This window comes from uncultured Brachyspira sp., from assembly GCF_934747485.1.
Classification (GTDB): Bacteria; Spirochaetota; Brachyspiria; order Brachyspirales; family Brachyspiraceae; genus Brachyspira.
Genome location: NZ_CAKVGN010000034.1, coordinates 1 through 21971, shown reverse-complemented (window position 1 = coordinate 21971; position 21971 = coordinate 1). Strand labels below are relative to the sequence as shown.

Here is a 21971-nt window from a genome sequence, read left to right as displayed (position 1 = left end):
TTTAATGTTTTAAAATCGTTATTTTGTTGCCTTCAAGTTTTATTATTTTTTCCTTTGATAATCTATTTAATTCTCTTGACAATGCACTTCTGTCTGAAGAAATAAACTCCGCTAATTTATCTCTATTATAAGGTATTATTATATTATTAGATTTCTGTATATTAGACATATATTTTAAATAAAGCATTATTTTGCTTCTTAAACTTTTTTGACTTAATATATCATTTTTTATAGAAAGAAATATATTTTTATCTGATAAAACTTTAATGAGATTCTGTAAAAAAATTGCATTATTAAAAATATTATTGGTATTGATTTTTAATATTTTAGTATTGGTAAAAGATAATGCTTGTATTGTAGAAATCTTTTTTGTAGATAAAGCAAAAGATTCAGCAAAAATATCACCAGCATTTAGTATATTAACTATATTCTTTCTTGCATCATCATATTCTTTGGAAACTTCTACCATACCATCTAATATTAAATAAATATGCTCTATATAATCTCCTATGTCTATAATTGTATTTCCTTTTTTATATGATTTATTCTGATAACCAAAACTATTAAGTATATAAACTATATCATCTCTCTCTATGTTATTAAATAAACTTGATTTTAATATTATATCTATATATTCTTCCATAAAAAACTCTCAATTATATAGTAACTAATATAGTATTTTTTATTAAAAAATCAATATTAGTTAGTTGCCATAGCAACTGAGTTTTTCATAAAAAATTATATTATATAAATAACTTTTACATATAGGAGTTAAACAAAAATGAAAAGAAGAATAATAAAAATAGATGAAGATAAATGCACAGGCTGCGGAGAATGCATACCAGATTGTCCTGAGGGGGCTTTACAGATAATAGACGGAAAGGCAAGACTTATAAGCGATTTGTTTTGCGATGGGCTTGGAGCTTGCATAAAAAAATGCCCAGAAAATGCTATGACTATAGAAGAGAGAGAAGCAGAAGAATATAATGAACAAAAAGTAATGGTAAATATTGCTAAAGGCGGTGCTAATGTAATAAAGGCTCATCTTAAACATTTAAAAGAACATGGAGAAGATAAGCTTTTTAATGAGGCTATAAAATATTTAAAAGATAACAATTTGGAGGTACCTAATATGGAAGAAAACAAACCTTGCGGCTGCCCTGGAAGCATGCAAAGAGATATGAGAAATAAACTTAAAAGTGAGAATAATAACAATAATATTCATATGAGTTCAGAGTTAGAAAATTGGCCTATACAATTAAAACTCATAAACCAAAATGCACCATATCTTGATAATATAGATTTGCTTATTAGTGCAGATTGTGTTCCTTTTACTTATGCTAATTTCCATTCAAAATTCTTAAAAGGCAAAGTGCTTATGATGCTTTGTCCTAAACTTGACAGCGACATAGATTTATATATTGAAAAGCTTGCTAATATATTTAAAACAAAAAACATAAAATCAATCACAATAGTTCGTATGGAAGTACCTTGCTGCGGAGGTGTTGAAATGATAGTAGAAGAAGCTCTTAAAAAAGCAAATAAAAACATCATCATAAAAGAATATACTATATCCATAGACGGAGAAATAATCTAATAAAGAATAATAATGATATGATTATAAATTTATACAATCATATCATTATTGTTTAGGAGTAATAGATATTACACAGTATTTACTTTAAAAAGTATGTATTCTTTATAATCTATAAAATGTAATAATTTTTTGGCATCATAAACAAATATATTCTGATTTAAATCATAATGCATTTCTATTACACTTTAAAAAATTAAATCTAATATATCTATATACTGTGTAAAATAATCTATCTTTATTACAATATATTTTAGATACTATTAATAATTTCACAAAAACACTATTACTAAATACTTACTTAATTTTTATAACAGTTTTTACAATATTCATTTTATCTTCTACACTATCATCTAAAGCCTTTTGCAAATCATTAAAATCATAACTATTAGTAACTATATTTTTTATATCAATAGCCCCGCTTTCTATAGCATCTATACATAATGGGAAAATATGTCTATATCTAAATACAGTTTTAAAAGTTAATTCTTTATCTAAAGACATACCAACATTCATATTTATTTTTCCTGTTTTACTGTATCCAACTAAAACTATAGTAGAACCCTTTTTAGCAAAGTCAATAGCCTGATTTGTTGTAATTTCGCTTCCGGCTGTCTCTATAGTAATATCGCTTCCTTTGCCGCCAGTTAACTCTAATACCCTTTCTATAACATTTTCTTTAGAAGCATCGATAACACCGCTAGCTCCCAATTCCAATGCCTTATCCAAACGCTTTTTTATCACATCTATAACATAAACCTTAGATACTCCGCAAGCTTTCAAAGCCAACATAGAGCATAAGCCTATGCATCCTGCTCCAGTTACAAATGCTGTTTGCCCTATCTTAGCATCTCCCTGTCTCGCCGCATGCATTCCAACAGCTAAAGGCTCTATCAAAGCTCCTTCCATTGTTGATATACTATCAGGAAGCTTAAAAGATAAGCTTTCAGGATGAGCAACATACTCTTGAAATACTCCATCAACAGGAGGTGTAGCAAAAAATATTACATCAGGGCATAAATTATATCTTCCAGTTTTGCAAAACTCGCATTCCCCGCAAGTCTTACCGGGCTCTAAAGCAACCCTATCACCAACCTTTAAATGCTTAACTTTATCTCCTATCTCTACAACCGTTCCGCTGCATTCATGCCCCAAAACAAATGGATATTCCACAATAAAATTGCCAATAGCCCCATGTTCATAATAATGCAAATCAGAACCGCATACCCCTAAATATTCTAATTTCACTAATACTTCATCACCCTTTGGCTTTGGTATTTCCCTCTCTATAAATTCTATTTTTTTTAAATCAGTCATTATTGCAACTTTCATCTTACCATTCATAATTTAACACCTTATTATACAATATTTATTAAATACTTTTATTAAATAATTTTATAAAAGTATTTAATAAAATAAGTATACTCATAAAAAATCACATTGTCAAGTAAAAGATATAAAAATATTTTTATTAAAGCAGAGTTTTTGTTAAACAGATTTAATAAATGAGTCAATATGCACTAAAGCAGCCCCCAAAGCAGCTCCCTCAAAATGATGCCTGCAAACTTTTACATAATTAGCATTTTCTTCAAAAGTATTTAACTTAGCAACTTTATTTTTAAAATCATTAAGATAGTCTGCAAAATAAGCACCAACATATCCGCCTATAACTACATCACAGTCAAAACTCATTCTCAAATTATTAACCGCTATTGATAGATAATATAAATATCTATCCCAAACTTCTGTAATTTTTTTATCGCCTTTGTTTAACTTATCAAAAAAGACATTTAATTTACCGTTGCTTAAATCGGATAATAAACTAGCCTTGCAATAGCAATCTAAACACCCTCTCTTGCCGCAGTAACATTTCTCTCCATTTGGAACAATCGCAGTATGCCCAAACTCTCCAGCCCTCACATTATCACCAGTATATAGTTCCTTAGAAAATATTATAGCCCCGCCCACACTATTACTTAATGATAAATAAACAGCATTATTTTCTATATACTTAGATTCAGCAAATCCAGCAGCATTGGCATCATTTATAAATATGCAATTAAAAGGTATATATCTGCTGAAATCATAACATGGAACTTCTTTAATTTTCAATACATGCGATGAGCTTATAGAAATCCCTGTTCTATCTATAATTCCCGGTATTGATATGCCGACACCTAATATTGAGTTTATGTCAACATCAAAAATAAAATCTTTAATAGATTTTTCAAACCATAAAAAATATTCATTACTATAGCTAAATGATTTTTTTAATCTTATATTTTTTACAACACTTCCAACTAAATTAACCAAAACCATGCTTATGTGATTTTTAGTTATATCAACACCAACAGCAAATTTAGCATTCTCAACAATTGAAATAGCTTTAGCCTTTCTGCCTCCGCTTGATTCAAACTCTCCAACTTCTTCTATTAAATTATTATCCAATAATTCCTTTAAATTTTGCCAAACAGTAGGCATACTAATATTTAATGACACTGAAATACTATTTTTAGATACTTTTTTATTTTCTAAAATATATTTGTATATTATATTTTTATTAATTTTTTTTACATCTATGTTATTACTTTTTTTATAAGCCATAATTATAACAAAAATCTATTTAGAAAACAAAATAGATTAAAAAATAAATTTAAAATTATAACTTGTATACTATAATAAAATTTATCTTTTGTCAAAAATTAGCTTTATATTATTTTAAAATATTTTTTTAAATAAAGTTTTATAACATATATAAAAAACATTTTATTAATTATACAATATTTTTATTTAAAATTATGCACATCAATATTATTTTCTAATCTGTTTAATTCATCTTGCAAAAACTCTTTCCATCTCTCAGCTCTAAATATAGGCGAAGTTATAAAAATATCTTTATCTCCCCTTCCAGACATATTAACTATTATAACATCATCTTTTGAACATTTCTTAGCATACTCTATAGCCTTAGCCCCAGCATGAGCACTCTCTAAAGCAAATATAACTCCCTCATGCTTAGCAAATTCTCTAACAGCATTAACTGCTTCAGAATCCGTAGCACTTAAAAATTTAATCCTCCCAATATCTCCTAAATAAGCTAATTGAGGTCCAATCCCCGGATAATCAAGCCCCGCAGATATAGACATAGTGTCAGATATCTCACCATTTTCTTTTAATATAAACTTAGTCTTATACCCTTGAGCAACATGCTCCTTAGCATATTGATTATTCATTCTTATAGCATTCTCTCCAATATTCGAGCCTATTCCCCCTGCCTCAACAGCTATTAATTCTATATCAGTTCTTTCTATAAATGGTTCAAAAAAACCTATGGCATTGGAACCGCCTCCAACACAAGCTATCATAGATTTTACTTTTAACTTCTTTTCTTCTATTTGTTTAGCTAATTCTCTTCCTATTATAGATTGAAAAGTTCTCACTATATCTGGATAAGGGCTAGGACCAACAGCACTTCCAAGCAAATAATGAGTATCATCTAAATTTTTTACCCATTCTTCTAAAGCCTCATCAACTGCATCCTTTAATCCTCTAGACCCTCTTTTAACAGATACAACATTAGCCCCATATAATTCCATAGATGCTACATTAGGCTGCTGTCTGCGTACGTCCATATCACCCATATATATAGAGCATTCTAATCCTAATTTAGCACAAGCAGCCGCTGTAGCAATACCATGCTGACCTGCTCCTGTTTCTGCTATTATTTTTTTCTTTCCCATTCTCTTTGCTAATAATGCCTGACCTATAGAGTTATTAATTTTATGTGCACCAGTATGAGCAAAACCTTCTAATTTTACATATATTTTAGCCCCGCCTATACTTTCTGATATGTTCTTGGCATACATTAAAGGAGTTGGTCTTCCCAAAAAATCACTTCTAAGCTCTTCTAATTCATTTAAAAAATCTTTATCTTTTATATAAAAATTAAAAGCTTCTTCCAATTCTATTAATTTCTTTTCGAGTTTCTCATCTACAAATCTTCCGCCAAACTTACCAAAAAAACCGTTTTCGCTTGTTATCATTTTTAGCCCCTTTATTAATTACTATATATAGTATTTTAACATTAATAATATTTTTGTCAATAGTATCAAAATGAATTTATATAAAAATTAATCATTTAAATAATCAAAAAATATAATATAATAAATAAAAAATATTTTATTATTTGGATTTTTAGATGCATAATGATGTTCATTCTAACCCATTATATTATGAAAAAATATATAAACTTCTTTTAAAATTTGCCACTCCAAGTATAATATCAATGTTAGTTGGGGCATTATATAATATAGTAGATCAAATGTTTATAGGTCAGGGAGTGGGCATAAAAGGTAATGCTGCTACAAATGTTGCATTCCCTCTAACAACAATATGTGTATCAATATCTTTATTTTTGGGTTTAGGAGGTGCTTCTTCATATAGTTTACTGCTTGGAAGGGGCGAAAAAGAAAAAGCATCAAATATTATAGGAAATACAATATCTTTAGCATTCATTTTCAGTATTATATTAACTATAATAGTGAAGATGTTTGTAGAAAAAATAATGTATATGTTTGGTTCTACTGAAGAAGTGTTGGGTTATGCGATAAAATACAGTTCAATAACTTCTACTGGTTTTTTGCCGTTTATATTTTCAAGCATGATGAGTCATATAATAAGAGCAGATGGAAGTCCAAGATATTCTATGATGTCTGTATTAAGCGGGGCTATTGCTAACACTATATTAGACCCTATATTTATATTTTATTTTAACATGGGAATATCTGGAGCTGTTTTAGCTACTATAATAGGTCAGTTTATATCTTTTGCTTTAACTTTTAAATATATATTTAAAATGAAAAATGTTACACTTAACAAAAAAAGCTTTATTCTAAATATCAGTAATGTTATTAAAATTTTTACTTTAGGTTTATCCGGAGGCTTCAATCAGTTAGCTATGATGGCTGTTCAAATTACAATGAATAATGTATTAAGCTATTATGGTAACCAATCTATATATGGAGGTAATATTCCTCTTGCTGTATCTGGAATAATAATAAAAATTAATATGATTGTTATGGCTTTTATAATAGGTACAGGACAAGGTTCGCAGCCTATAATTGGATTTAATTATGGAGCAAGAAATTATAAAAGAGTAATAGACACATATAAATTAAGCGTATTTATAACAACTATGATGGCTATAACAGCATCTGTGCTTTTTCAATTATTTCCAAGACAAATAGTTTCTATGTTTGGAGATGGAAGTGAATTATATTTTTCTTTTGCTGAAGAGTATATGAGAATATATATGCTATTTATGGTGGTTAATGGTGTTCAGCCTGTTACAGGTTCATTTTTTACCTCTATAGGAAAAGCATTTAAGGGAGCATTTATTGCTATGACTAGACAAATAATTTTCTTACTCCCTCTTATAATTATACTGCCTAAAATATTTGGTATAGATGGTGTAATGTATGCTGGTCCAATAGCAGATGCAATGGCTTTAATAATTACTATTATATTTATAAAGAGAGAGATAAAAAATATTAAAAAATTAGAAGAGGATAAATAATAATTCTAATATTATTATAAAAAATATTTAAATTGTAATATAGATTTAATATAAAATAAAAGAATTTTATAACAATTAATAGTTAATATCATTACATTATTATACTTTAAATATTCAATTCATCAATTTTATTTTACAAAAATAAAAAAGAGCAGACATATATATCTAAAATGCCTGCTCCAATAAAATAGACCTAAATTAATTATTATTATCTTTTTCTTCTTTCAAAACAGGAACAGCAAATTTTAATTTAGGGAAAGTAAGTATATATATAAACATCACCACTATACTAACCAAATTAAAGAATGAGTAAGGCAAATACTGTAAAGTAGCTACACCTAAAGTAGATGCCATATAAACTCCTGTTACTGTCCATGGTACTATAGGTTCTGTTAAAGTTCCTCCCTCTTCCATAGTTCTTGATAATGCTGAAGGGTGTAATTTATATTTTTTATATATATCTTGGAATATAGGACCTAAAGTTAAAAAAGTAAATTGTGTGCTATTAACACTTGAATTAACTACAAGAGTAGTAAACCATGTAACTATCATTAGACTTTTTACACCTTTTATAACTTTCAATAATAAATCCAATATAGTTTGCAAAGTACCTATTAATTGAAGCATAGAACCAAAAGTTAAAGCAGTTATCAAAAATAATACTGTAGGCATCATATTAACCATACCGCCTCTGTTTAATAAATTATTTAAATTGGCAGGTATTTGGTCTGCTGGTAAATTTGACATAGAAACATTAAATCCTGAAACAAATGCTTTTATTGAATTTAAAAAGCCAAAATCTTGAAATATAGCTCCTAATATCAAAGCTAAAAAACTTCCTAAAAACATAGTTATTATAGGAGATAAACCCTTAAAACTTCCTACAAAAACCACAACAGCAGGAAGCAATAATAATATATTAAAATTAAACATAGAATCTAAAGAATCTAATATCTCTTTAGTTTCTTTTACTGTTGAAATATCTATATTAGAAGAAGCAGTAAAACCTAAAGCAATAAATATAATGCTGGATATTATTACAGAAGGTATAGTTACTATTAGCATAGATTTTATGTGATCTATTAATTGAGCACCAGAACCCATAGCAGATAAAACAGTAGTATCAGATATAGGAGAGTTTTTATCTCCAACATAAGCACCACTTATTATGGCACCAGCTATTAAAGGCAAAGGTACTCCTGTTGCATGAGCTACCCCTATAAAAGCAACTCCAGAAGTAGCAGCAGCTCCCCAAGAAGTACCAGTAAATATAGCAACAAAAGCTGTAACAACAAATGCTGTAAAAGGTATAAAAGAAGGGTTAATCCATTTTATACCATAATATATAAGCATAGGAACTGCACCGCTATATATCCAAGTACCAACTATAGCACCTATCAATATCAATATAAGAACCCCAAGCCAAGTATCAGCTATTTTCTTTACAAAAGCTTTTTCCATTTCTTCCCATTTATATCCTGCTGCAAAAGCTATAATACAGCATATAACAGTATCTAATATTAATAAAAACTCTATTGATATGCCATAATGCACTGTACCTATAAGAACTCCAACTAATATAAATACTAGCGGGAATATTTGTAAAAAAGTATTTATTTGTTTTTTTTCCATTTTATCATACTCCAATAACAATTATTTTATATTTTTTAATGCCTCATCTAAATCAGCTATAAGGTCATTATAGTCTTCTAATCCTACTGATATTCTCATAACTCCCAAAGATATGCCCATAGCATCAAATTGTTCTTTAGGCATTTCTTTTAAATAACTTATAGCAGGAGCATATATGAGACTTTCATGTCCTCCCCAGCTTACACCTATTCTAAAGCACTTCAAGCTATTAAAGAATTTCTTTATATCATCTAAATTATCAGAATTAATAACAAAACCCATAAGACCAGAAAAGCCTTTCATTTGTTCTTTTGCTAATTCATATTGGTCAAAACTTTCAAGTCCAGGATACATAACTTTCTTAACTTTAGGATGATTATTCAAATATTTAGCAACAGCCAAAGCATTTTCCTGATGCTGCATCATTTTTATTTTTAAAGTCCTCAAACTTCTTAATATAAGCCAAGCCTCAAAAGGAGACATCTTAGCACCTAAAAATGCATGCTCTCTATCAAATATAGATTTAACATCTTTCTCTTTGCCAACTACAACACCAGCGACTATATCACTATGTCCTCCAAAATACTTAGAACATGAATGAACTTCCAAATCTATTCCCATTTCTAAAGGTCTTTGAAATATAGGAGTAGCCCAAGTATTATCTATTATAGTTTTAATATTATGTTTTTTTGCCAATGCAACAACTTGTTTTATGTTCTGTAAGCTAAATACTGCAGATGAAGGGCTTTCTAAATATATTAGTTTTGTATTTTTTCTAATTGCATTTTCAAAATCTTCTATTTTTTTACCCTCTACAAAAGTAGTTTCTATATTGCATTTTTCTTTTAAATATACATTCATAAAATTATTAGCAGGGCCATAAACATTTTTTATAGATATTATATGGTCTCCGCAATTAACATAATGAAGTATTGATGATGATATAGCTCCCATACCTGAAGCAAATAATTTAGCTCTCTCTCCTGCACATAGACAAGCTATCTTTTCTTCTACCAATGATACAGAAGGGTTATTTCCTCTTGTATATATAGAATTATTGAAAGGATCATCAAATGCTTTATCTATTGCTTCCCAACTTTCAAAAGTAAATAAACTGCTTTGATATACTGGCGGTACAACAGGACCATTTCCTCCTTCTTTATAATGAATTAATTTTGTTTGGTAAGATTGTTCACCCATAAAAATTCTCCTATTTGTTTTATATAAAAAAAATTCCTATTCTATAATAAAATCAACTATAGAATAGGAATTAATGATTATTATCAATTATAATAGACTCACCTTTGTAGTGAATACTTTCTCTTTTATTTCCTTCTCCCCATTAACTTTAATAGTCTCTTTAAATAATATATTATCAGAACTTGTACCAATTAAAATATCTACATTAGATTTTTTCATAACAAATTTCATATCTTCATCGTAATAAGCTAATATATGTATAGGAACTTCAAAAGTAACTACTGCACTTTTATTAGGCTCTAAAAATACTCTTTTAAATCCTTTTAATTCTTTAACAGGTCTAGTTACACCTAATACATTATTTCTTAGATAAAGCTGTACAACTTCACTGCCCTTATAATCACCCACATTTTTAATCTTACAAGAAATTTTAACTGTATCTGTAGGAGCTAATTCTTTTTTATCTATTTCAAAATCATATAATTCAAAATTAGTATAGCTCAATCCATAACCAAAATGATAAATAGCATCATGAGGACCGTCAACATATCCGCCCCACATTCTTTCAGCTCCACCAGAAGGTTTATGAGAATAATATATAGGAATCTGTCCTATATTATGAGGGAAAGTTACAGGTAATTTTCCGCCAGGATTATAATCACCAAAAATAACATCAGCAATTGCCTCTCCTCCCATCTCTCCCGGAAGCCAAGCACATATCACACCATCTATATTCTCTTTAACCCAAGGCATAGCAACCGGACGTCCAACTATTAATACTAATATAATAGGTTTTCCTAATTTTTTTAACTCTTTTAACAATCTATCCTGAGCTGGAAGCAATGTAATAGAAGACCTGTCTCTTGATTCTCCAGTACTAGTACCAGCCTCCAAACCAGCCTTATCACCCAAAACAGCAACTATAACATCAGCTTTTTTTGCCGTATTAACTGCTTCTTCTATCATACTGTCTGTAGTTTCAAATATATCAGAGCCTAAAGACAAATACACATTATCCTTTCCTACTTTAGAACAAATGCCTTTATATACAGAAACACCCTCTATATCTTGAATAAAATTATCAAGTATATCAGCATTTAAATTTACTTTCTCTTGCATAGTGAATCCTGTTGCATTATTATTGTCCAAATTCTTAGACATATCTCTCAAATTTTCTACTAATGATTCAACATGTGCCTTGAATGCATAGTCTCCTAATTGATTTCTCACAGAATTTCCATTAGGACCAATTACTGCTATTTTTTGCTGTTTTTTAAGAGGAAGAATATTATTTTTGTTTTCTAACAACACTATACTTTCTCTAGCAACTTCCAAAGATTTATCCAAACTTTCTTTACTACGCATAGCAAATGATAATGATTCTTTTATGTATGGATTATCAAATAGACCTAATTCAAATTTTTTAGTTAATACTCTTTCAACTAATTTATCAACATCTTTTTCAGATATGTTTCCATTTTTTACTTCCTCTGCCAAAATTTTTCCATATACTGCCTGAGTAGGTAATTCTATATCAACCTCGCACTCTATTGCTCTTTTTGCTATAGAATTATAATCAGGGAATAGTTTATGGAAAGATTCTAACAATGTAAGTCCGCTGTAATCTGTAACTACTAACCCATTAAACTTCCACTCATCTCTAAGTATTTTTTTTAGCAGCTTTTTGGAACTATGGCAAGGCTCTCCATCATTTTCTTGATAAGCAGGCATAATAGATTTTAAATTAGCCTCTTTTATAGCAGCTTCAAAAGGTGCTAAATAAACTTCTCTCATTGTCCTTTCAGGAACCTGACCGGGTGCCCAGTTAAAGCCTTTTTCTGCAGCTCCATAAGCTACAAAATGTTTACCAGTAGAATAAACATTATTTTTTTGTATTCCTCTTATATATGCCATACCCATCTGTGAAACTAAGTATACATCTTCTCCGAAAGTCTCTTCTAATCTTCCCCATCTTGGTTCTCTTGTTACATCTAAAAGAGGTGCTAAAGTTTGATTACAGCCTATAGCATTTAATTCTTTACCTATAATATCTGCCATCTCTTCACATAACACATCATCAAACGTAGAAGCTATGCCTATAGCTTGAGGGAAATTAGTTGTTCCATCAAACATAGCTCCACTGCATGATTCTTCATGAAACATAACAGGTATACCCAATCTAGTATTATTTATAAAAAATTCCTGTATAGAATTTCTAAATTTAGGAATATCTTTTACTTTTGTAGGAGTGCTCCCCCCTATTCTTGTAATCTGTCCAAGTCCATTAGGAAATTTAGTCTTTAATTTATCAACTTCAAATGTAAAATCATTCCTAACTAATTCATATGCCCATACAGATGTAAGCTGATATGCTTTTTCTTCTATTGTCATTTGAATAAGTAAGTCTTTTACTCTTTCATCTATAGGTTTAGTTTTATCTTTATAAATCATAAAATACTCCTTTTGTAAAATATAAAAAATTAAGATTTAACAGCACCTGCCATCATACCTTTTATTAATTTATCTTGTCCAAATATAAATACCAAAATCATAGGGGCTGCTGCTAATGTCAATACACTCATTATCATTGGTATGTTTGATGAATACTGACCTTGAAATTCCCACACAGACAATGGAAGAGTTCTATTTGCTTTAGACTGAGTCAAAACTAATTGAAATATAAATTCATTCCACATAGTAGTCATTACATATATCCCTATTGTAACAAGACCAGGTTTAGATAGCGGTAAAACAACATTAAAAAAAGTTCTTATCTTTCCGCATCCATCAATAGCCGCACTGTTCTCCAAATCTTTTGGAATTTCTTGCATAAAATTATTTAATATAAAAATAGATATAGGCAAATTAAATGCCACATAAGGTCCTATTAAAGCAAATATAGAATCATATAATCCCATTTTTTGAGTTAATAAATATATAGGAATTAAAGTTACATGCACAGGAATTGTCATAGATACAATAATAAGACTAAAGAAAAAATTATTAAATTTAAAATTAAGTCTTGAAAATACATATGCAGCAAGTGAAGAACAAAACAATATCAATACAAGAGAAATTAAAGTTACTATTATACTATTAATAAAATAAGTCCATATTCCCCCTTTTAATACTGCAATATAATTTGATAGATTTAACTTGTTTGGTAAAGCAAATACACCATTAGTAAATATTTCAAATTGCTCTTTAAACCCAGTCATTAAAGTATAATAAAATGGTATAAAAGATATTATAGCATATAAAATTAATATAAATATTACTAATGCTCTCATCATTTTCTCATTAGAACTATATACATTTTTACTCATTTATTCCTCCTATTTATCAACAGTATTTAATTTTTTAAAAGTTATAAAAGATATAATAGATATTATAATGAGCATTGCAAATGCTATGGTAGCACCATAACCAAGTTTCAATGATACAAATGAATTTTTATACATATATGTAGCCATTAAATCTGTAGCTCCATTAGGTCCGCCTTCAGTCATAACATATATTAAATCAAAATATTTTAAAGAACCAACCATAGAAAGTATAATGCCGCTTTTTATTGTAGGAGATATATAAGGGATAACTATATTTTTAGCATAATTAAAATAAGTAGAACCATCTATTTTAGCAGCTTCATATAATTCTACAGGTATGGAACTAATACTTGCAACATATAAAATGAAATAAAAAGGTATAAACTGCCAGCATATAACAGCAATAATTGCAAATATAGATATGTTAGGATTTCCTAATATATCAATAGTAGCATTTATATTAAAAATATTTAAAATACCAGCTACAATACCAAATTGAGGGTCATAAGCATATCTAAATAAAAATCCTATAGCCACAGAAGATATGAGCATTGGAAGATAATAAATAGAACGTAAAAAATTAAATTTTCTTCCAACATAATCCATCGCCAACGCTAAAAATATAGCTGACGGCATTTGAATTAAAATTGATAAAAATAATATTAATAAATTATTTTTTAAAGCTCTCCAAAATCTTACATCCGTAATTAGCGTCTTCCAATTGTCAAGCCCTACAAAAGTTTTCACCGGATCTATTCCATTCCAACTATATAAACTTAATTTAAATGAATCAACTATCGGGTAAAATATAAATAATATCATAAATATTAAAGATGGAATTAAAAATATTATAGATACTATAGAAGTTTCTCTATCAGCTATCTTTATAGTTTTAGAAAACATAAAATTACTCCTTATAGATCGCATTATCCAAAACAATCTTATATTTTGTATATTCTTTTACTTATATTCCTATTTAGAACTAGGACCTAATAATTCAAGAGCTTTAGCTTCCAATTGTTTACAAGCCTCTTCAGGTGTCATAGTCTTACCAATAACCGCTTGCAAAGTATCCATATGCACTTGTGCTAATTCTGGCGGTAAATATTGATCATACCAAAGTTGTATAGCAGGAGCTTCATTTACAGCAGCAGCAATTTTTTTGGATATTGTTCCTTCAGGAGAAGCATTTTTTATAGGAGGTATGATTCCAATATCTAAATTTTCTTTTACAGCTTGATCATCTACAAACCTTTCTAATAATTTAAAAGCCATATCAGGATTTTTAGAAGTAGATGATATACAATAAAACATATCTCCAGCTGAACCTATTAGCTCTTTAGGATTTGCTTTAGAACCTTCTATTGCTGGAAATATAAATGCATCTAAATTATTATTGAAAAAATCAGGGTTTTCACTTAGCATACTAATAGTCAAAAATGAACCATTTATTTCCATAGCTGTTTTACCAGTATACATCAATGCTCTTCCTTGACCTGTGTTATAATCTAATCCATTAAACCCTTCATTAAAATAACCTTTATCAACCCATTCAACGAATTTTTTAGCAGCTTCTATAAATGCAGGATTTTCAAAACTTCCCCCATTAACCCTATTAGCAGCATCATAAAATACCTTAGTTCCGCCTATTCTTTGTACTAATGACATATATATCATAGAGGCAGGCCATTTAGTTTTATTAGCTAAAGCAAAAGGTTTTATTCCTTTAGCAAGCATTTTATCACATAAACTTTCTAATTCTGTTAATGTTGTAGGAACAGTCCAGCCATTTTCTTCAAATAATTTTTTGTTATAAAATACCATTGCTATTGTAACCGCTTCTACTGGAACAGCATAAATTTTATCATCTACGCTAACCTGAAGCAAAGATGCAGGTATAAATTTATTAGAAAAACCATTTTGAGACATATATGGAGTTAAATCTATTATTTTATTCGCTTTTATATAGTTAAGCATGGTGCCGTCGCCCCAAGTAACAAATATATCCGGAGCACTGTTAGCACCAACCGCTATTTGTATTTGTGTTTTGTAAGCATCGCTTTTCATAGGTATAATCTCAACATCATAATCAGGATTTTCTTTTTTAAATCTCTCCCCTGCTCTATCTTTTATAGATGCTTGATTATCTGAAGTTGTAACATGCCAAACTTTTATTACATTGTCTTCTTTTGTTTTTGAACAAGATATAAGAAAAATAAAAAATATCGTAAAAATAATATACTTTTTCATTTTTTTCCTTTATTTACTAGGTCCTAATAGTTCAAGAGCTTTTGCTTCTAATTGTTTGCATGCTTCTTCAGGAGTCATAGTTTTACCCATCATAGCTTGTAGAGTATCTTTGTGTACTTCAGCAAGTTCAGGAGATAAATATTGGTCATACCAAAGTTGAACACCTGTAGCTTCATTTATAGCTTCAACAATTTTTTCAGATATAGGGTCTTGAGCTTTTACACCTTGAATAGGAGGCAATTTACCCATATCAAGAGCTTCTTTTACAGCTTCATCATCTATAAACTTCATTAATAATTTGAAAGCCTCTTCAGGATATTTTGAAGTAGATGATATACAATAAAAATTATCCCCTATTGTACCAACTAATTCTTTAGGGTCGCCTTTACCGCCTTCTACAAGTGGGAATAAGAATGCATCTAATTTATTCATAAAATCAGGATTTTCTCCGCTTATAGATGTAATAAAGAATGAACCTGCTACAGACATAGCTACTTTTTCTGTATAAAGCAAAACTCTAGCCTGACCAGAATCATCATCAAGTCCGTTAAATCCGTCATTGAAATAACCTTTATCAACCCATTCAACTAATTTTTTTCCTGCTTCTATAAATACAGGATTTTCAAAACTGCCCCCATTAACTCTGTTAGCAGCATCATAAAATACCTTTATACCGCCTAATCTTTGAACTAATGACATATAATACATAGAAGCAGTCCATTTAGTTTTATTAGCTAAAGCAAAAGGTTTTATTCCTTTAGCTAACATTTTATCGCATAAAGCTTCAAATTCTGTTAAAGTTGTAGGAACTGTCCAGCCATTTTTAGCAAATAAATCTTTATTATAAAATACCATAGCTATTATTGATGACTCTACAGGAAGTGCATAAATTTTACCTTCATAACTTGCCTGAGACAATGATGCAGGTATTAATTTATTTGATAAATCATATTTTGCAATATATGGAGTTATATCAATTATTTTTCCGGCTTTTATATAATCTATCATAGTACCGCCGCTCCAAGTAAAGAAAATATCTGGAGGATTATTGGCACCTAATGCTATTTGAATTTGAGTCTTATATGCATCATTTTTCATAGGAGTCATTTCTACATTGTATCCGGGATTTTCTGCCTCAAATCTTTCAGCTGATCTCTCTTTAGCCTCTGCCTGAACTTCTAAGCTTTGAATATGCCAAACTTTTATTGTTTTATCATTACTACTGCTGCTTGAACCACCTTTAGAACATGAAAACAAACTAAATATTACAATTAAAAATAAAATAATTTTTTTCATAATGCTGTCTCCTAAAAATAAATTATAAATTATAAATAAATTGATTTAATTTAGCTTCAAGTAATTCTTGATTTCCGCTTGGAAGTTCTTTTTCTTCTAAGTTCATAGCATAATCATATAACTCTTCTAATGAAGTTGATTTGCTTTCAATTTTTGCACCTATTCCGCTATTATAAGAACTGTATCTTTCTTCAATAAATTTATCAAAACAGCCATCTTTAACTATTTTGTCAGCTATCCTCAATCCCCAAGCTAAAGTGTCCATTCCAGCAATATATGCATACATTAAATCGTCCATAGTATGAGAAGGTCTTCTTACTTTAGCATCAAAGTTAAATCCGCCGTTTTTTAGTCCGCCGTTTCTTATAATCTCTACCATCATCAAAACCGCATCATAAACATTTGTTAAGAACATATCTGTATCCCAACCCAAGAAAGTATCTCCATAGTTAATATCAACAGAACCTAATTTTCCATGATTTCTAGCAACCTGCATCTCATGCTGCATAGTATGTCCTGCTAAAGTGGCATGATTCACTTCCAAATTAAGCTCAAAATATTTATCCAAATTATAATGATATAAAAACTCTAAAGTAGTAGCAGCATCAAAATCATATTGATGTTTTGTTGGCTCTTTTGGTTTTGGTTCAATAAAGAATTGTCCTTTAAATCCTATTTTTTCTTTATATTCAACTGCCATAGACAAGAAATAAGCTAAATGATCTAATTCTCTTTTCATATTAGTATTAAGTAAAGTTTCATAACCTTCTCTTCCGCCCCAAAATACATATCCTTTAGCATCTAACTTTTTAGCTATATCCATAGTTTTTTTAGTTTGAGCAGCAGCAACTGCAAAAACATCAGCGTAAGGACTAGTAGCAGCACCATGCATATATCTAGGGTTTGTGAATAAAGATGAAGTAGCCCATAAAAGTTTTTTACCTGTTTTAGACATATTTTCTTGTAGTGAATCTACTATCATATCTAATTTTTCATTTGTTTCTTTTAGAGTTTTATATTCAGGGGCTAAATCTCTATCATGAAAGCAGAAATAATTTATTCCCAATTTTTGCATAAGTTCAAATCCAGCTTCTACTCTCATTTTAGAAGCCTCTAAAGGCTCTTTACCATTCCAAGGTCTAGTTGCAGCGGCTGCACCAAAAGGATCAGCACTTCCAGCAGCCAATGTATGCCACCAGCTCATTGCAAAAGGCATCCACTCTTCCATAGTCTTTCCTGATATCACTTCTGAAGCATTGTATTGTTTGAATGAAAAAGCTTCTTTACTGTCTTTTCCTTTGTATGACACTTTATCAACATTTTTAAAATATTCCATATTCTTATTAACTCCAAATAAAAAGATATTTGGTAAAATGAATTTACTTAAATAATAAAAAAATATTTAATAATAAAATCATTTTACTAAATATAAGTGTAGTCAAAAATATTAATTTGTCAAGAAAAAAGAGCTTTTTTTAAGAAAAAATATCTTTGTCGTACAACAAATCAAAGAAATTTATAAGTCCTACACCAACTAATGATGATTTATCACCAAATTTGGATTTAATAATCATAATATTAAATTTTGAATAAAAATTATTATTTTCAAATATTTCTTTTTGTATGTAAGAATAAATCCTATCCCAATAATCAGTTATTTTACCGCTTAAAATAATTTTGTTAGAATCATATATAGCAAGCAAACTTCTTATACCCCTTCCTAAAAATTTACAATATTCTTTTATAACTTTTTCTGATTTTTTATCAGAACTTTCAAAAAGTGTATTAATATCATCAAAATCAAGTTTGTGTTTTTTCATGATATTTTTAAGCCCGTCATAAGAAGCATATCTTTCAAAACAGCCGTTATTTCCGCAAGTGCATGGCTCTCCGTCCATAATGATAGTAAAATGCCCAATCTCTCCCGCAAGTCTATGAGCACCCTTCAATAATTTGCCGTCTACTATCTGACCGCCCCCTACTCCAAAATTTGATATGGATATAAGCATATAATTCTCTTTATCTGCCTCTTTCGACAAAAAAAACTCTCCCAACACAGCACTATTAGCCTCATTTTCTAAAATTATCTCTAAATTTAACTCTTCTTCCAAATTATTTACATTAATATTTTTTAATCCCAAATTAGTTGCATATAATATATTCTTTCTATCAAAACTAATATTACCAGGTATTGATATACCTAAACTTTTTATCTCAAATGCCTCTTTGAAATTTGACCTATAATCTTTTACTACAAAACTTATAACATCAAAAAAATTATCATTGCTGATGGTTTTATTATATTCTTTGTAATATGAATAATTTCCAGACATATCAACTATGGCAATTTTTACTAAATTAAAATCTATATCTATAGCTAAAGCTTTCTTCTTATAAAGTGTAGTTTTCCAAATTTGAGCTTTTCTTCCAACAGTACCTACCGTAAAATCTTCTTTTGTGATAAAATCGTTTTTGAATAAAATATCTAATGATTCATTTACCGTAGGTTTAGTAAGATGCAAACTTTCAACTATATCTATACTTGTAAACCTTTCTTTCTTTACACATTCTCTTAAAATCTTCTTTAAATTTTTTTCTTTTGATAATAACTGATATTTCATAAAACAACTTCAATAAATAATTAACTCCATAATATTTAATACCAAAATCAAATAAAAATCAAATTATTAAATATAATCTCTTGATTTTGAATATTATTTTTATATAATACTATACAGTACATTAATTAGTAAAATCAATTAATTAATACAATTTTAGGATTATATATGTATACATTAGGAATAGATTTAAGCACACAAAGTTTAACTTTAAGTATTTTGAATTATAAAACTTTCAAAAATGAATTAAATATCTCTGTAGCCTTTAATTCTTTGGAAGAAATAAAAACTTCATCAATGAATAAAAATACATTGCTTATAGATTCTGAAATAAATGGCAAAGCAGAACAGGATATTAATATTTTTTTGGCTGCTTTGGATAAAGCATTATCAGAGCTTAAAGAAAAATGTAATGTAAAAGAAATTAAAGCTATTCAAATTTCTGCTCAGCAGCATGGACATGTTTATTTATCAGAAAATTATAAAAAGAATTTAAATAAATTAAAAAACAAAGAATACACAAACAAAAACTTAATAGAAATATTAAAAGATTCTTATTCATATAATGCCGCACCTATATGGAGAACTTCATGTACACAAAAAGAAGCAGATGAACTTAGAAACAGTGCAGGCGGAAAAGAAAAAATGATTCAAATAACAGGCTCAGATTCTCCTCTTAGATTTACTGGGGCTGTAATAAAATATAATTTTGATAATAATTCAGAATTAGAAAATAATACATATAAAATATTTTTGCTTAATACATTTATGGCTTCAATTCTCACTGCTGAAGATGATATTAGTGCTGATTTTGGAAATGCTTCTGGTATGAGTTTAATGGATTACACTAAAAAAGAGTGGAATGATAAACTTCTTAACACTGTATCAAACAATCTAAAAGAAAAATTAGGAAATATAGAAAGTCCTTCCGCATTGGCTGGAAACATAGCAGAATATTTTATTGAAAAATACGGTTTTAATAAAAATTGTTTAGTAGGAATAGGAAGCGGAGACAATCCTCAAACTAAGGTATTATACAAAGGTGATATATTATCTTTAGGAACTAGCTTTGTATATATGCTCAATATTGATGAAAACACAAGAGATTTTTCTGGCGTATCTAATGCTATGTATGACGGTATAGGAAATCCATTTATGATATTCTGCCGTACTAATGGTGCTATGGTTTGGGACGAAATTATGAACTTGTATCATAAAAATTATAAAGATATAACAGAATCATTATCCAAAAATATAAACAATTTACCTATCATGATATATCAAAAAGAAAATGAATCTGTACCTATAAGCAAATCTTTTGATATAAAAAGGTATTATGATAATGCTTCTTTTGATGATGATTATAAAGGAATTGTATTAAGTTCTTTAGGATTAGTGGCAGCATATTCCAAAAAGTTTGCTTCAGATAAAAAATCGGCAGATTTATCTGTTACAGGAGGTCCTACAAAAGATAAGGAAATATTAAAAATAATTGCTAATATTTGGCAATGCACTATAAAAATACTTCCTTCTGGAGGAGCTTCTCTTGGCTCTTCAATAAGTGCTATATTATTATTAAAAGAGAATATTTCTTTAGATGATGTTAGAAACTCATTAATAGACAACACTGTAATAGAACCTGATTATAATTTATCAAATAAATATGATAATTATTTAAAATCTATGAATGAAAAATTTAACGAAATAATTAAAAAATGATACTACAATAATTAGTGAACTTTATCAAATAAAATACATAAAAGAACATTATTCTAAAAGCTTAATTATGTTTTTATGATTTTTTTGTTTAGCATAAAATATTGCATCATTGCCGTCGTTGTTTACTATATATTTATCAGCATTTGCATTCAAAAGTAAAGCCACTACCTTAGTATGCCCTTCCATAGAAGCTAATATTAATGCAGTATTTCCAGCTTCATCTTGAACATTTATGTTAACATTTTTTGCTATCAAATCTTCAACAATATCATCATCACCAAAAATGGAAGCATCTAAAAGAGTCTCTTCATCTTGAGTGAGTGTATATGCTAAATTAAAAGAAAAAAATATAAACATTATTAAAAAAAGACATTTTCTCATAATAAATCCTATATAAAAAAACGACTCTTAAAAATGTTTTTAAGAATCGTTTTAAAAGATGTGGAGGTTATGGGGATCGAACCCACGACCTACTGCGTGCAAGGCAGTCGCTCTCCCAAACTGAGCTAAACCCCCGTATATGTTAAAGAACCTGAGCGTGTGGGCCTGGGAGGAATTGAACCACCGACCTTTCGATTATCAGTCGAACGCTCTAGCCATCTGAGCTACAGGCCCTTTTTTTTATCTTTAATATGTTGTATAATATAACATATTACTAAAAAAATAGCAAGTTTTTTTTCTAAAATATTTTGTTTAGGAGCCATACATATTGCACGTTTTTTAGTTTAAAAAAAGCAGGTATTCCTTATAATTTAATTAAC

17 protein-coding genes and 2 tRNA genes are annotated in these 21971 nt (G+C 28.8%); 3 read left to right on the top strand and 16 right to left on the bottom strand.

Translation table 11 applies throughout. The features are described from left to right. Position 1: 1 nt before the first annotated feature. Positions 2 to 643, bottom strand: coding sequence for a Crp/Fnr family transcriptional regulator (locus Q0H31_RS07530; RefSeq protein ID WP_295296911.1), 642 nt, complete (start codon positions 641 to 643; stop codon positions 2 to 4). Positions 644 to 781: 138 nt separating this feature from the next. On the opposite strand from Q0H31_RS07530, the gene Q0H31_RS07525 reads away from it, so the two are divergent. Continuing rightward, complete coding sequence (locus tag Q0H31_RS07525) at positions 782 to 1597, top strand: 4Fe-4S binding protein (RefSeq protein WP_295296909.1); 816 nt, start codon at positions 782 to 784, stop codon at positions 1595 to 1597. 294 nt (positions 1598 to 1891) lie between these two features. Here the strand turns inward: Q0H31_RS07525 and Q0H31_RS07520 are convergent, their stop codons facing one another. The 3 genes from Q0H31_RS07520 to trpB all read right to left on the bottom strand — a co-directional run bounded on the left by Q0H31_RS07520 (position 1892) and on the right by trpB (position 5637). Beyond that, a complete protein-coding gene (locus Q0H31_RS07520; RefSeq protein ID WP_295296907.1) occupies positions 1892 to 2938 on the bottom strand; it encodes an NAD(P)-dependent alcohol dehydrogenase in 1047 nt (348 codons plus the stop codon). Between the two features lie 144 nt (positions 2939 to 3082). Then, positions 3083 to 4198: an ROK family transcriptional regulator gene (locus Q0H31_RS07515; protein ID WP_295296905.1), complete on the bottom strand. Its 1116-nt coding sequence runs from the start codon at positions 4196 to 4198 to the stop codon at positions 3083 to 3085. 182 nt (positions 4199 to 4380) lie between these two features. Further along, entirely contained in the window at positions 4381 to 5637 is a 1257-nt protein-coding gene (trpB, locus tag Q0H31_RS07510; RefSeq protein WP_295296903.1) for a tryptophan synthase subunit beta, read from the bottom strand. A 155-nt stretch (positions 5638 to 5792) separates the two neighbouring features. Here trpB and Q0H31_RS07505 point away from each other — a divergent pair, with 155 nt between their 5' ends. Beyond that, positions 5793 to 7169, top strand: coding sequence for an MATE family efflux transporter (locus Q0H31_RS07505; RefSeq protein ID WP_295296900.1), 1377 nt, complete (start codon positions 5793 to 5795; stop codon positions 7167 to 7169). Positions 7170 to 7367: 198 nt separating this feature from the next. On the opposite strand, the gene nhaC is transcribed toward Q0H31_RS07505, so the two are convergent. The 9 genes from nhaC to Q0H31_RS07460 form a co-directional block, all read right to left on the bottom strand. Further along, positions 7368 to 8801: a Na+/H+ antiporter NhaC gene (gene nhaC / locus Q0H31_RS07500; protein WP_295296897.1), complete on the bottom strand. Its 1434-nt coding sequence runs from the start codon at positions 8799 to 8801 to the stop codon at positions 7368 to 7370. A gap of 21 nt (positions 8802 to 8822) precedes the next feature. Then, complete coding sequence (locus Q0H31_RS07495; RefSeq protein ID WP_295296895.1) at positions 8823 to 10001, bottom strand: aminotransferase class I/II-fold pyridoxal phosphate-dependent enzyme; 1179 nt, start codon at positions 9999 to 10001, stop codon at positions 8823 to 8825. Positions 10002 to 10088: 87 nt separating this feature from the next. Next, positions 10089 to 12452, bottom strand: a complete 2364-nt coding sequence (locus tag Q0H31_RS07490) for a glycoside hydrolase family 3 N-terminal domain-containing protein (RefSeq protein ID WP_295296892.1) — start codon at positions 12450 to 12452, stop codon at positions 10089 to 10091. A 29-nt stretch (positions 12453 to 12481) separates the two neighbouring features. Further along, entirely contained in the window at positions 12482 to 13327 is an 846-nt protein-coding gene (locus Q0H31_RS07485; RefSeq protein WP_295296890.1) for a carbohydrate ABC transporter permease, read from the bottom strand. Positions 13328 to 13336: 9 nt separating this feature from the next. After that, on the bottom strand, positions 13337 to 14230 hold the full coding sequence (locus tag Q0H31_RS07480; protein ID WP_295296888.1) for a carbohydrate ABC transporter permease: 894 nt from the start codon (positions 14228 to 14230) through the stop codon (positions 13337 to 13339). A 69-nt stretch (positions 14231 to 14299) separates the two neighbouring features. Further along, positions 14300 to 15577: an extracellular solute-binding protein gene (locus tag Q0H31_RS07475; protein ID WP_295296886.1), complete on the bottom strand. Its 1278-nt coding sequence runs from the start codon at positions 15575 to 15577 to the stop codon at positions 14300 to 14302. Positions 15578 to 15586: 9 nt separating this feature from the next. Beyond that, positions 15587 to 16873, bottom strand: coding sequence for an extracellular solute-binding protein (locus Q0H31_RS07470; RefSeq protein ID WP_295296884.1), 1287 nt, complete (start codon positions 16871 to 16873; stop codon positions 15587 to 15589). Between the two features lie 22 nt (positions 16874 to 16895). Beyond that, positions 16896 to 18209, bottom strand: coding sequence for a xylose isomerase (xylA, locus tag Q0H31_RS07465; protein ID WP_295296882.1), 1314 nt, complete (start codon positions 18207 to 18209; stop codon positions 16896 to 16898). Between the two features lie 139 nt (positions 18210 to 18348). Beyond that, complete coding sequence (locus tag Q0H31_RS07460) at positions 18349 to 19494, bottom strand: ROK family transcriptional regulator (protein ID WP_295296880.1); 1146 nt, start codon at positions 19492 to 19494, stop codon at positions 18349 to 18351. Between the two features lie 165 nt (positions 19495 to 19659). On the opposite strand from Q0H31_RS07460, the gene Q0H31_RS07455 reads away from it, so the two are divergent. After that, positions 19660 to 21210: an FGGY family carbohydrate kinase gene (locus Q0H31_RS07455; protein WP_295296879.1), complete on the top strand. Its 1551-nt coding sequence runs from the start codon at positions 19660 to 19662 to the stop codon at positions 21208 to 21210. Positions 21211 to 21258: 48 nt separating this feature from the next. Here Q0H31_RS07455 and Q0H31_RS07450 read toward each other — a convergent pair whose 3' ends face one another. From Q0H31_RS07450 to Q0H31_RS07440, 3 genes are all read right to left on the bottom strand, one after another. After that, positions 21259 to 21591 (bottom strand): ankyrin repeat domain-containing protein, encoded by a 333-nt coding sequence (locus Q0H31_RS07450; protein WP_295296878.1) that lies wholly within the window; start codon positions 21589 to 21591, stop codon positions 21259 to 21261. 61 nt (positions 21592 to 21652) lie between these two features. Then, positions 21653 to 21726 (bottom strand) — tRNA-Ala (locus Q0H31_RS07445). Positions 21727 to 21751: 25 nt separating this feature from the next. Continuing rightward, positions 21752 to 21825, bottom strand: a tRNA-Ile gene (locus Q0H31_RS07440). Between the last annotated feature and the right edge of the window lie 146 nt (positions 21826 to 21971).

Excerpts from the sequence above, each read along its gene's own strand:
- Q0H31_RS07530 (WP_295296911.1), bottom strand. The coding sequence starts at position 643 with ATGGAAGAATATATAGATATAATATTAAAATCAAGTTTATTTAATAAC.
- Q0H31_RS07525 (WP_295296909.1), top strand. The coding sequence starts at position 782 with ATGAAAAGAAGAATAATAAAAATAGATGAAGATAAATGCACAGGCTGC.
- Q0H31_RS07520 (WP_295296907.1), bottom strand. The coding sequence starts at position 2,938 with ATGAATGGTAAGATGAAAGTTGCAATAATGACTGATTTAAAAAAAATA.
- Q0H31_RS07515 (WP_295296905.1), bottom strand. The coding sequence starts at position 4,198 with ATGGCTTATAAAAAAAGTAATAACATAGATGTAAAAAAAATTAATAAA.
- trpB (WP_295296903.1), bottom strand. The coding sequence starts at position 5,637 with ATGATAACAAGCGAAAACGGTTTTTTTGGTAAGTTTGGCGGAAGATTT.
- Q0H31_RS07505 (WP_295296900.1), top strand. The coding sequence starts at position 5,793 with ATGCATAATGATGTTCATTCTAACCCATTATATTATGAAAAAATATAT.
- nhaC (WP_295296897.1), bottom strand. The coding sequence starts at position 8,801 with ATGGAAAAAAAACAAATAAATACTTTTTTACAAATATTCCCGCTAGTA.
- Q0H31_RS07495 (WP_295296895.1), bottom strand. The coding sequence starts at position 10,001 with ATGGGTGAACAATCTTACCAAACAAAATTAATTCATTATAAAGAAGGA.
- Q0H31_RS07490 (WP_295296892.1), bottom strand. The coding sequence starts at position 12,452 with ATGATTTATAAAGATAAAACTAAACCTATAGATGAAAGAGTAAAAGAC.
- Q0H31_RS07485 (WP_295296890.1), bottom strand. The coding sequence starts at position 13,327 with ATGAGTAAAAATGTATATAGTTCTAATGAGAAAATGATGAGAGCATTA.
- Q0H31_RS07480 (WP_295296888.1), bottom strand. The coding sequence starts at position 14,230 with ATGTTTTCTAAAACTATAAAGATAGCTGATAGAGAAACTTCTATAGTA.
- Q0H31_RS07475 (WP_295296886.1), bottom strand. The coding sequence starts at position 15,577 with ATGAAAAAGTATATTATTTTTACGATATTTTTTATTTTTCTTATATCT.
- Q0H31_RS07470 (WP_295296884.1), bottom strand. The coding sequence starts at position 16,873 with ATGAAAAAAATTATTTTATTTTTAATTGTAATATTTAGTTTGTTTTCA.
- xylA (WP_295296882.1), bottom strand. The coding sequence starts at position 18,209 with ATGGAATATTTTAAAAATGTTGATAAAGTGTCATACAAAGGAAAAGAC.
- Q0H31_RS07460 (WP_295296880.1), bottom strand. The coding sequence starts at position 19,494 with ATGAAATATCAGTTATTATCAAAAGAAAAAAATTTAAAGAAGATTTTA.
- Q0H31_RS07455 (WP_295296879.1), top strand. The coding sequence starts at position 19,660 with ATGTATACATTAGGAATAGATTTAAGCACACAAAGTTTAACTTTAAGT.
- Q0H31_RS07450 (WP_295296878.1), bottom strand. The coding sequence starts at position 21,591 with ATGAGAAAATGTCTTTTTTTAATAATGTTTATATTTTTTTCTTTTAAT.